At 45.8% G+C, this 11,733-nt stretch carries 10 protein-coding genes; 3 read left to right on the forward strand and 7 right to left on the reverse strand.

The genetic code is table 11. From position 1 onward, the window contains the following. Positions 1 to 4: 4 nt before the first annotated feature. On the reverse strand, positions 5 to 2,575 hold the full coding sequence (mprF, locus tag NYE22_RS17730) for a bifunctional lysylphosphatidylglycerol flippase/synthetase MprF (RefSeq protein WP_070548722.1): 2,571 nt from the start codon (positions 2,573 to 2,575) through the stop codon (positions 5 to 7). A 171-nt stretch (positions 2,576 to 2,746) separates the two neighbouring features. On the opposite strand from mprF, the gene NYE22_RS17735 reads away from it, so the two are divergent. Both NYE22_RS17735 and NYE22_RS17740 read left to right on the forward strand, forming a co-directional pair. After that, positions 2,747 to 3,229 carry a MarR family transcriptional regulator gene (locus NYE22_RS17735; protein ID WP_003233577.1) on the forward strand — a complete coding sequence of 161 codons (483 nt, stop codon included), beginning with the start codon at positions 2,747 to 2,749 and terminating at the stop codon, positions 3,227 to 3,229. A 113-nt stretch (positions 3,230 to 3,342) separates the two neighbouring features. Then, positions 3,343 to 4,899, forward strand: a complete 1,557-nt coding sequence (locus NYE22_RS17740) for an MFS transporter (protein WP_182094233.1) — start codon at positions 3,343 to 3,345, stop codon at positions 4,897 to 4,899. On the opposite strand, the gene bstA is transcribed toward NYE22_RS17740, so the two are convergent. The 3 genes from bstA to estB all read right to left on the reverse strand — a co-directional run bounded on the left by bstA (position 4,896) and on the right by estB (position 7,483). After that, the gene (gene bstA / locus NYE22_RS17745) at positions 4,896 to 5,432 is read right to left on the reverse strand and encodes a bacillithiol transferase BstA (RefSeq protein WP_342412016.1); all 537 of its coding nucleotides are present in this window, start codon (positions 5,430 to 5,432) and stop codon (positions 4,896 to 4,898) included. The two genes, NYE22_RS17740 and bstA, sit on opposite strands and share 4 nt — an antisense overlap. A 111-nt stretch (positions 5,433 to 5,543) precedes the next feature. Next, complete coding sequence (locus NYE22_RS17750; protein ID WP_038428639.1) at positions 5,544 to 6,632, reverse strand: acyltransferase family protein; 1,089 nt, start codon at positions 6,630 to 6,632, stop codon at positions 5,544 to 5,546. Positions 6,633 to 6,850: 218 nt separating this feature from the next. Beyond that, positions 6,851 to 7,483 carry an esterase EstB gene (gene estB / locus NYE22_RS17755; RefSeq protein ID WP_342412017.1) on the reverse strand — a complete coding sequence of 211 codons (633 nt, stop codon included), beginning with the start codon at positions 7,481 to 7,483 and terminating at the stop codon, positions 6,851 to 6,853. Between the two features lie 271 nt (positions 7,484 to 7,754). Here estB and padR point away from each other — a divergent pair, with 271 nt between their 5' ends. Further along, positions 7,755 to 8,303 (forward strand): transcriptional regulator PadR, encoded by a 549-nt coding sequence (gene padR / locus NYE22_RS17760; RefSeq protein WP_003233588.1) that lies wholly within the window; start codon positions 7,755 to 7,757, stop codon positions 8,301 to 8,303. 72 nt (positions 8,304 to 8,375) lie between these two features. Here padR and lnrN read toward each other — a convergent pair whose 3' ends face one another. The 3 genes from lnrN to lnrL are packed head-to-tail and all read right to left on the reverse strand — an operon-like array spanning position 8,376 to position 11,685. Beyond that, a complete protein-coding gene (gene lnrN, locus NYE22_RS17765) occupies positions 8,376 to 9,533 on the reverse strand; it encodes a linearmycin resistance permease LnrN (protein WP_342412018.1) in 1,158 nt (385 codons plus the stop codon). Positions 9,534 to 9,546: 13 nt separating this feature from the next. After that, positions 9,547 to 10,737, reverse strand: coding sequence for a linearmycin resistance permease LnrM (gene lnrM, locus NYE22_RS17770; RefSeq protein WP_321541442.1), 1,191 nt, complete (start codon positions 10,735 to 10,737; stop codon positions 9,547 to 9,549). A gap of 12 nt (positions 10,738 to 10,749) precedes the next feature. Then, entirely contained in the window at positions 10,750 to 11,685 is a 936-nt protein-coding gene (lnrL, locus tag NYE22_RS17775; RefSeq protein ID WP_342412019.1) for a linearmycin resistance ATP-binding protein LnrL, read from the reverse strand. Positions 11,686 to 11,733 lie beyond the last annotated feature (48 nt).

Below are 11,733 nucleotides of genomic sequence, written 5' to 3' on the forward strand. Positions count from 1 at the left end.
CTTATTAGACGGAGTCTTTTTTGCTTTTGCCAATCAGACGTGTAACGAGGAACATGGTAACAGAAAGAGATCTGTTTTTCCGATACGCTAAGTATTTCCCTCGCCACTCCGGTTTGTATTTTTCTTTAAAGGCTCTTAGGCCGCTGAAGCTGTACATGTATCTGACATTATTAAAAATGACAGCGGCAAACCTTTCGGACCAGAAGGATGTAAAGGCAGTGCCGACATTAGCCAAGGGTGCCATCCCCATATTAAATGACGTGCAGCCCTCTTCCTTTGCCCATAAAAACATACGGATAAACAATGCGTCCATAATGCCATTTGGAGCGTCGCCGCGATAGCGCATTAGGTCAACCGATATCTCTCCCTCCTGGTACATCGGCATGACATTTGCGAATGCAACGATCTCTCCCTCTGCATTTTTCATATAGGCGATCGGCGCTTTCTGTAAATAGGAAGGATCAAAAAATCCGAGCGAGAATCCCTTCTCCTTTTTCGAGCCGAGCCATTCGTCTGAGATTTGCTTCAACTCCTCCAAAAACGCATCAGAAAATGGGGGATGATCCACATGGAAAGTATACTCCTCCCGCTCAAAGCGGTTATTGATTGCCCGAAGGCCAGCTTTTTTCTTCCCAGTCAAGGTGAATGTATTTAAATCTACATATGCTTCCTCGCCAAGTTTAAAGAAGTTGTAGCCAAAATCGTGATACAGCGCCATGTCCTCTCGTTCAATTTGATAGAACAAAACACTGAATCCCTTCTGATGCGCTTCGTTCAGAAATTCTTCCAGCACGAGCGGGAATGATTCTCTTTGGCCAGACGGATCGCCGAGCACGACCAGCCTTCTGGCGATTTTCCCGAATAGAAGCAGTGCATTCCCATCACTGGAAAAATAAAACCGCTTATCTCCAAGAAAACCAAGATGGCTCAGCGCGTTGCCGCCTTTTTCATTGAGAAACGCAGCAAGACGCTCAGGGTCAGCTTTCTCTCCGATCGGTTTCGTTCTCTTATGATAGACCACTGTAAATATCAAGAAGAACAGCGGCACAATAATGATCGCCATGATGGTTGCATGTGTAATATGCGAGGTGCTGTGGACGAAATATTCGTGACGCAGCACCTTCTTCATCCGGTCCCAAATAAAGCCCGCGATCAGATTGTAGTTAAAGAGCGCCACAGTAAACAGCGCCACAGCGAATATCAATTGTCCCAGTGTATAGGATGCCTGTTCGCGGACAAATTGTTTTTTCAATAGCACAAGCAATACGATAATCATCGGCAGTACGAATATCGCGCTGATGTTAAGCCCTTTTAAAAAGCTGAACACAAAGCCGCCAACAAGCGCTGTAATGGCCATCGTATAGGAACGTTTTGTCCGTTTATAAAGCTCGATCGGCAAAATTAGCAGAATGAGCGCTGAGCTTAAGGACAGGCCGTTGAACAGCAAAAGCGCCGGGCGCGGAATGTGCGGTATAACCGTCAGCCTGTCAATCGGCAAGGAAACAGAGGCCAAGACAATCAGACCTGCTACGAACACAATAAGGGAAAGCGAGCCTTGCAAAATTCTCACTAATACCGCACGCTGAACAACAAGCAGAACGTTTGTCGTCTCAATTGCCGGTGCGATGCGCGGGTTCGTTTCGAGCCGCTTCATTGTATTTTCCGTCAGGTCGCCGGCGGCAAAGAACAGTCCCAAGATAAATGGGATAAATGAGTAGGCGAGCCTGTACAACACAATAGAAGTAACGATGGCCTCCTGATGATAGCCAAGCTGCTCCATCCCCAGCAAAAATAAAAGGTCAAACGAGCCGAAGCCGCCCGGCACGAGGCTGATCATTCCTCCGATCGCCGCAATGACGAACACCCCGAACACATACCTGATATCTGCATGAATGCCCATAGCGAACAAAGCAAAATAGATGACGGTCCCGGCCATGAGCCATTCAACAACTGAAGCTCCAATATATGCGAAAATCGGATTTTTCACTTTATCCGCATTCTCTTCGTCCCCAGCTTTGCGGTCTTTTATTTTGGACACCGCCAAAGATAGCGGCAATATCAGCGCAAAACCGATAACGACCGCCCATAGCCAAGGCTTTTCATGAATCACTTCATCCACTGGCAGCACTCTCGCAGCAACGAAAATGCTGAAAACAGATAATCCGAGCAGCATAGATGATGTGAGCCAGGCGATTCCTTTCACGAGTGCCTTATGGTCTTTCGTATGCTCCTTATATAACATCATTCTTAACCCGACGCCGGCTAAACCGCCGAAGCCCAGCACATTATTAAATGAATTGGCGATCCAGGAAACCCTGAATACTTTTCCGTTTGTGATCGATAGGCGAAGTGAGTATTTCAGGACGTAATCATACAGCGACATGGCCGCAACAGCCAGCAAGCCGATCAACACAAGCATGAATAAGTCAGTTCGTTCCAGTCCGTTGATGACCATGAGCGTACGTTTGAATGACAGATTTGTCAGTTCTTTTTTCGATTGATAAATAACAAATAGCAAAACAGCAATAGGAAAAACGATTTTTAATATTGATAAAGCATTCTTTTTAATCAGCAATGGTCTCTCCAATCATATTCTAGTTCGATCCTCTCCCCCAATAATCTCCAACTCATTATACACTACCGTTATTTTTCGGACAAAGTCCCGCATGCGGTTTCTGCTCACTTTCTTTCAGGAGTGAAAATCGAGTAATATGGTAAGAGGAGTGAATGATGAGGAAGTGATGAAATGGAATATAATTTACACGATACAACAGTATTAAACGAAAACATTCTTTCATCGGAGGAACGGGAAATATGGGTGCTCTATATGAAAGTCTTAACGTCCGCCGGGCTCGGTGATGTGTCCGAGTGGATGAAGTTGGATATGAGCATGCCGCAAATGAAGGTGCTGATGCTATTAAACAACCATGGAACATTGAAAGTGAGCGACATTGCTGAAAAAATGGGGGCTTCCCTGTCCAATACAACTGGGCTGCTTGACCGGCTTGAAAAATCAGGATTTGTCAAACGCTCACATTCTGAAGAGGACCGCCGCTCTGTAGTTGTTCAGTTGACAGAGAATGCGAAAAAGATTTTCCGGGGTTTGTATGAAAAAGGCCACCTGAAATTGAAGCGTTCATTAGAGCTGCTGTCCCCTGAAGAAAAGCAGGCTGTTTCCGAAGGGCTGTCTATCCTTTCAAGAGCATTAGAGAAAGCGAAAAAAGAATAAATCTGTAAAGTCTGTCATCCGCAAACTGCGGGAGCAGGCTTTTTTTATTTGACATTTAGTTCATTTAAAATGAATAATATACTTTGAATGAATAAAAAAAGGGGTTGATGAATATGTCTGAATCATTAACAGAGCAGAAAGGCCAAAAGTGGGCGATCAGCCTGTTTACGATTGGTGTATTTATGGCTGCGCTAGATAACGGAATTATTTCAGCTGCCTTAACAACGATAAACGAGTCGTTTTCCGTTTCTCCTTCCTGGGGATCATGGGGCATTACCCTTTATACGCTTGGTCTTAGCGTCAGTGTGCCAATCGTCGGAAAGCTTTCCGACCGCTACGGCAGAAAAAAACTCTTTCTCATTGAGGTTTGCCTGTTCGGACTTGGTTCTTTGCTTGTTGCTTTGAGCCAAAGCTTCCCGCTCTTTCTGATATCGCGGCTGATTCAGGCGCTTGGAGGCGGCGGGATTTTCATCATCGGCAGCTCTCACATTCTCGCGACTCTCCCAAAGGAAAAACAGGGGAAGGCCCTTGGGCTGCTTGGCGCAATGAACGGGATGGCCGCTGTGCTCGGGCCAAATATCGGAAGCTTTCTGCTTGATTGGACCGGGTCTTGGCATTGGCTATTTTTGATTAATTTGCCGATTGCCGTGCTATTGGTTGTTTTCGGCGCATACTTTATCGCGGAAACAAAAGCACCTGAAGCTAAGCGCCTCGATGCGTCCGGAATCTTCCTTCTGTCCCTGTCGATTTTAGCCGTGATGTACGGCATGACGAACCTTGACGGGGCAAATCTCTTACACAGCTTGGGGAATCCGAAGATTTATGGATGTATTATTTTTGGCATACTCTGTTTTGCAGCGCTTATCTCGTATGAAAAGAGAGTTGAAATGCGAGGAGGCGATCCCATTTTGGCGTATTCTCTGCTGCGAAACCATATGTTTCAGCGCACGCTTATCATCGGTTTGTTATCCGGGGGGCTCTTGGCGGCAGTCATTTTTATCCCGTCATATGTCGAACAGTATTTGGGTGTCCCTGCCGCAAAAGCAGGCTATTGGATGACACCGCTTGCGTTGGCTTCCGGAATCGGCGCTTGGCTTGGCGGAGCGCTTACCGACAAAAAAGGTCCTGTAAAAACCGTTATTCTTTCGGGAATCATCTCATGTGCGGGGTTTGCTTTATTTCCGCTCTGGGTGACGGAAAAATGGGAGTTTGTGATCGCAAGTGTGGCAGCTGGGATCGGTTTTGGCTTTCTGTTAGGCGCTCCGCTGAACGTCCTTGTATCAGAAGCGGCAAAAACAAATAAGGGTACAGCTCTTGGCACGCTTTCATTAGTAAGACAAATTGGACTGACCTTGGCGCCTACTCTTTATGCAGGTTTTATCACAGCCGGGTTTGACCAAATAGGTGATGAGATCAACAGCCGCTTATCGGACAGCGGATATTCAGAAAAGGCGATGCAGATGATGCCGGAGATCGACAGTTCTGATGTTTCTTCTTTACAAGAACAAATCGAACGCATTCCCGTTCCTGAAGTCAAAACCGCGATAAGCGACGCCATTCATGCGAGTGTCGCCAGCGGCTATGATCATTTATATGCAGCGGCTGCTGTGATCTCACTTCTGGTGATTGCTGCTATCAGTATTCCGGCTTTCCGCCGGCAAAAGCGTTAAGACCACCCCATTCGTCTGGAAAGCTCCGTAATATGAGCGATATGGTGATGTGAGTGCCAGACATACAGGCCGAGCGCGTTCTCCAGGGTAATGATCTCCTTTGTATCAGGGTGATAAAATCCGCGCTTAAATTGCTGATCCGTCAGAGTGCGGAGCAGAGCCTTCCATCTTCCGTGAAGCTCCTGCAAAAGCGAAAGTGAGCCGCTCGGATCTGCCGTTTTCGAGTCTTTTAGCTCCGACCATGCTTTTTCATCATACGGACGGATAGCCGGTGTCTCTTCCGTCAAGCTCAATTTAAAACGAATATAGCTGTTCATATGACTGTCAGCCAGATGATGAACAACTTGCCGAACGGTCCGTCCACCGTCCCGGTACGGTGTGTCAATCTGGCTGTCCGTCATGCCCTCTACAGCTTGCTTCAATTTTGCCGGCACTTCTTCAAGTACTTGAATCCATTTATCTTTTTGCTCCTTCGATATGGATTCCCTCGGCTTGTATTCTCCTATTGGGTAGCTTAGATTGACTGATGTCATGAATGTTCTCCCTTCTATTCACTCTTCTCCTTTATTTTACAAGAAAAAGATTGTGTATACTGTATGATTTAATACACAACAAGCGGCAGGAGCCCTCCTGCCGCTTGCTTTTCACCCTGCGTGATCACGCACTTCGACTGTTACCTTCTTCTGTTTTGGCTGATAAATTTTCCCCACAAATAAATACCCGTATTTGAATTTATTCAGTGCCCACGAGGTCAGAATCGGGCCGGCTGTACACACGGCAAACAGCAGGAGAACAGCCGGTACGGCAGGAATTTCGGGCATATTCAAAAGCAACACGTAGCCTATAATCATAAAATAGGCATGAAGCAGATAAATCGAAAAGGAATAGTTGCTGATAAACATCATGATTTTCGGCACATGCTTCATTTTGGAAAACAAGTGAAAACACAGGAAAATCATGCTTGTTGAATACAGCATGATATCAGGCCGCTTCGAGCTGATCATGCCGATTTCACCGACATAAGAAACAGTGACAACCAGCGCCCCAGAAGCAATTGCGGCGCCGTACACCACCCAGCGGTATTGGTTCAGCAGCGCTAAAAAACGCTTGTATTCTTTTCCGCAATAGTAGGCTAGACAAAAGTAGAAAAGCCAGCCTGCGAACGGAACCCAGAAGAACGGAAATGCCCCGCCCTCTTCAGAAGCAGGAGCCGGGCTGGCTGCGGAGAAATAGCCTAAATAAGCGGCTGTCACCACAAATGAGATAGACAGCACCCATTTCGGCGATGCTTTTTTCAAATACTCATGAAACATCATATGCAGCATGTAAAATTGAAAGATGACGAGAATGAAGTATCCGATAAAGTTTCCTAAGAATACGTTCGCCAGATATTTTTGCACAAACGCGAGAAAGGTTACCTCTCCCCCCATCGCACTGGTCATCAGCAGCGCATCGATGGCCGCGATAAATAAAAAAGGAACAAAAATCACTTTTCCCCGCTTCTTTAAAAAACCGTCAGGCACCCCATCAGGATAAGAACGGGCCAGTAAAAATTCAGAGATGAAAATAAAAGCGGGCGTGCTGAACATCAGGAGTGTTCGGAAAGAATCAACAGTGTGAGAAATATCTGCAAGAGCTTCTGCCTGAAGCATCAGGACCATTGAAATGATATGGAGCAAGACGACACTTAAGCACGAAATGCAGCGGATCATAAAAATTTCTTTAATTTGCATAACAGCGCTCCTTTTATTTCAAATTGATAGAAATCGATGGTTGTACCTTAACATGTCCGCTCTATTTGAAAAAGTGCCTGATGTCATAAATTGACGTATGCATGATAGACTAAGGTCATAAACCCCTCTGGCTTATTGGTGTATCTTTCTCAGACGAGATTGCTAGAAAAATGCAAAAAACCTGCCGTAACGGAGACTGCAGGTTTTTTATGAAGATATTAATTTGTATTGAGGCCTCCGCCATTCAGCCCTTCTTTGATATAGCCGTTCACTTGGCTATTAGAGAGCAAGCCAATATGACCGATGCCATAAAGCTGGATGTTTCGCGCTCCTTGTAACCGAGACAAGCTATTGATGACAATTTGATCATTGAGACTGTAAATAGATGTATAGAGGATCTTTTGATTAGGATCTGTACCCGGCAGCGCCGTTGATGACACTAAACCATTAGCCCCTCCAAGCGTTACGACATTTTGAATCTTATTGCCCCCGCCTAAATATTTAATATAGTACAGCGTATTGGCGCCTCCCATACTATGAGCCACAATATCTACTTTTTTTGCCCCCGTCTCTTTTAAAACACGGTCAACATATGAAGCAAGCTGCGGGCCGTTATTTAGGTTATTTCCTGTTTTATCATAAAAATCAATTGCGTACAGTTTGTTGCTTTGCCAGCCTTGAGAAATTAAGTAGTTTTTAATAGCGAAAAAGTTGTATGATGCACCACTTATTCCATGAACAAGAATGACAGGATTATGTACTGATTCAGCTTTTGCGCCAGACGGCGGAGCGGCTAAAACAGATAGAATCAGCGATAAACAAATAATGAATGCCATAAGTACTTTTTTCACGTTTATTCCCCCTTAAAATGTTTATACCACCAATTACCTATTATACATAAAAAATCAATATGGTTAATATTTTTTCTGAAAATTAAATTTAAATCTCTTTTATATGACGGAGATAAATCGGATACCTTCTGACAAACCTTTTATCTTCATTTCCAAAGAGCCCGGTTGTGTTCCCTTCCTCCCTTTTCTATAATAAGGGGAATAGGCAGTTAGAATCACAGTTGAGCACCGGCTCATCTGTTTTGCGAAACAGCCAGACACGGAGGATAGCATGAGAGTATTAAAATACGCCATATTAGGGCTTTTGCGAAAAGGCGAATTGAGTGGATACGATATTACGAGTTATTTTAAAGAGGAGCTCGGCCAGTTTTGGAGCGCCAAGCACAGCCAGATTTACCCTGAGCTCAAAAAGCTGACGGATGAAGGATTTATCACGTTCCGGACAACGATTCAGGGCACAAAGCTGGAGAAAAAGATGTACACCCTGACAGACAGCGGAAAGCAGGAGCTGCATGACTGGCTGATCCGCCACCAGCCGATACCCGAGACGGTGAAGGATGAATTTATGCTGAAGGCTTATTTCATTTCTTGTCTATCGCGCCAGGAGGCTTCTGATTTGTTCAAAGACCAGCTGCAAAAACGCCAGGCCAAGCTTTCTGACTTACAGGGAAGCTATGAAAAGCTTATGGCTTCAGCAGAGCCGATGTCATTTTCTTCACCGGACTTCGGCCACTATCTTGTGCTGACGAAAGCACTGGAGCGGGAGAAAAATTACGTTTCTTGGCTGGAATCAATTTTAGCTATGATAGATAAGGATTAACCGCAGTTCAGGCTGCACCCATACGAATGTACCCACATGCAAAAAAACATCTGCCTAAACGGCAGATGTTTTTTAGGCTCGTAGCGCCTTAAGCCCCGCTGCGAAAGTGATTGCTGCAAAAGCAAGCAAGATGCCGCAGATTCCGAGAATATCTGTGACGCGGGCACCGTTAGCGATAATCTCTGTCAGCCCGCTCATCGCCCACTTTTGCGGAAGAAATTCAGCGATGGATTGCATAAATTTCGGTTCAATGTCGATCGGCCAATACATCCCGCTCACCATACATGTTGCGATGACGAACAAGTTACCGAACGCAAGCTGCTGTTCTGGCGTTCTGACATTGGCCGCAATCATCAATCCAATGCCGACAACGGTCAGCAGAAAAAGCGACACCAGCACCATAACCGCAGCCGGATTCCCCCAGTTGATGCCAAACAGCCAATGGGTTGCGAGAAGCAATATGCCAAATTGAATCCAGCCAATGACAAAGAAGGACAGCACATACCCAGCACCGATTTCGGCTCGGCTGACAGAGGCTGTAAGCAATCTGGACCATACGCCGTTTTTTCTTGCTTCTAAAATGGTTCCAGCCGCTCCCATCATGGTCAGCATGACAAACAGGATGGAAAACCCTGATGCTCTGGAGGCTGTGTCACTTGCTTCCGCACCCTCTTTTTTACCACTGAGCGTCTGTCGTGTTACAGCCGGAACTGTATCTTCATGTTTTTTGGCGAAAACGGTTTTATACGCAGCCTTCCAGTTCTCTCCAGCTGTCTGCGATGCCGTTTTTGCCGCGGTCACCTGAATATTGAGCGTTGCCAATGTGCTTTCTACATATTGTTTGACCATCGGCGCTTCCGACAGCTCAGGGCCGTGACGGAAAATCAGTTCAGGATGTTTGTCTTTTTCCAGCTGTGTCTGGAACGAGCGGGAAATGACGATGATCCCGGCAATTTTCTTTTGTTTCAGCTTTTCTGACGCTTTGCTTTCAGACATGTTTTCGAATACATACATATCATCGTGTGCCTTCAGCTGCCGAATATAATGCTGTGAGAGAATCGTATCGTCCTGATCAACGATTGCAAGCCGCACCTTATCATCATTGCCGCTGAGCATACTCCCAAATACAAAGGTAAGCAAAAGCGGGGCAGCAAACATGATCAAATAGTTCTGTGGCTTCTTAAAAATGAGAGAAAGCTCAATGCCGCAAATGGCTAGAATTTTTTTCACCTTTTGTACCTCCTTATCTTGTATGAAGCCGTCTGATACCAATTACAAGTGAACAAAAGCCGATCGCCGCAAAAAGAAGCACAGGCTTTTGAAGGTCAGCCCAGCCTCCCCCTTCCATTAAAGAAAGAAAGCCGTCAAGCGCCCAGCGATTTGGCACCGCTTTGGATACAGACTGCAAGACGTCCGGAAATTGGTACAGCGGCAGCATGGACCCGCCGAGAACCGCAAGCAATTGAATGCCGAAGCCGCCTATCGCATCTGCAGTTTTCATATCGCTGATGCACGACGCAAGCAGCATTGAAATACCAGATACAGCTGCGGCGTAAGAAAGCCCGAGTACACTCACGAACAGCAGATTACCGCCCCAGTCCACACCAAATACATTGATTGTGACGATCAGAAATATGAAAAATTGTATGATGGCAAACAGATACGTCCCAAGCCATTTTCCGAAGAGAATGACAGATTTTTGCGCAGGCGTCATCAGCATTCTGGCAAGCGTCTCCGTATCCTTTTCCTGTAAAAATGATTTCGCCCCGACTGTGATATGAAACAGCATAAACATGCAAAGCATTGCCGCCGAATAGTATTGAAAACTGTTAACGGCTTTGCTGCCCACAGATTTTTCCGCAATAGTAAGCTTGTCACCTGTTTCTTTTTCTAGCGTCTTTGCCAGCTTTTCTGCAAACTGTGCAGGGTCAAGTTTTCCTTGCTGTACAGCTTCCGTTTTGCTGATGTAGTCCATTGAGGCTGACGCGGCTTCCTTTACCGCTTTATATTGCTCTATAAATGAGCTTGCAGCTGTTTCAATGATGGAACTTTTCAATGTTTGATCAGGAGCGGCATTAACAACAGCTGAGGTTTTGCCGGCTTCCCAATGGTTCGGGATAACGATGCCTACATCGATTTTCTTTGCATCAATCAGCTTTTTCATCTTGTCTTTGCTGCCGACTTTTGTGACCTTTATTGACTTTATTTTTTTGAGAACATCTTTTGTAAACATGTTTGCTGCATCTGACTGGTCTGATTGAATGTAGCCGACTTTGATGTCATCAATCCGGCTGCCTCCGTCAACAACTGATCCGAGCGCTGCGCCTAAAATACAGGTTAGGATGAGCGGCATTAGGATAAGCATCATAAACCCTTTTCTGTCCGTGATTCTGATTTTCACATCTTTCCATGCGATCCATATGCTTTTTTTCATGGCCGTCCCTCCTCAATCCCGCAACGTGCGGCCGGTCAGATTCAGAAACAGGCGCTCCAGATTCGGTTCCTGCACTTGAAGAGACAGCAGGCTTATATGATGAGCAGCGGCTTCAGCAAGCAGACTTGTGACGACTTTCTCATGATGAGCCGCAGAAATGTCAATTTTGAGCTCTAATTCATGTACTGTTACATCATTCACATGGGCCAGAGATCGGATCGCCACAAGAAACGCTTCATTGATCCCGCTGACCGTGAACTGAATGATGGTATCGCCCCCAAGGCGGCTGCACAAATCAGTTTTTGTGCCAATCGCAATCATTTCCCCCTGATCAATTATCCCGATCCTGTCGCATAAAAACTCAACTTCTTCCATGTAATGACTCGTATAGATCACCGTCATGCCCGTTTCGTTGAGCTGTTTAACCGTTTCTAAAATGTGATTTCTCGATTGAGGGTCAATACCGACAGTAGGTTCATCCATAATCAGCAGCTCGGGCTTATGCATTAAAGCCGCACCGATGTTGATTCTTCGTTTCATCCCCCCGGAGAATGTTTCAATCTTATCTTTAGCCCGCTCAGTCAGACCGACATATTCAAGGACCTCTGCCGATCTATTTTTGGCCTCACCGTGCGTAAGTCCGTACATTTTCCCCCAAAACATAAGATTCTCATGAGCCGTCAGCGTCGGATATAATGCAATTTCCTGCGGAACAATGCCGATTTTTTGTTTCGCTTTGGCCGTTTCTTTTCCGATGACATAGCCGCCCACCGTGATGTTCCCGCTGTCATGCGGCACAAGGCCGGAAATCATCGAGATGGTTGTGGACTTCCCCGCACCGTTTGGCCCGAGCAGACCGAACGACTCCCCCTTTTGGAGGGAAAAAGAAATACCTTTCACGATTGTTTTTTTCCCATATGCCTTTTTGATATTTTCTGCTTGCAGCACGTCGTCTCACTCCTTTTTTGATCCATTGCCATTGTAGAAGAAAGAAAG

Origin of the sequence: Bacillus sp. FSL K6-1560, from assembly GCF_038592935.1 — a bacterium.
In the GTDB taxonomy this organism is placed as follows: Bacteria; Bacillota; Bacilli; order Bacillales; family Bacillaceae; genus Bacillus; species Bacillus subtilis.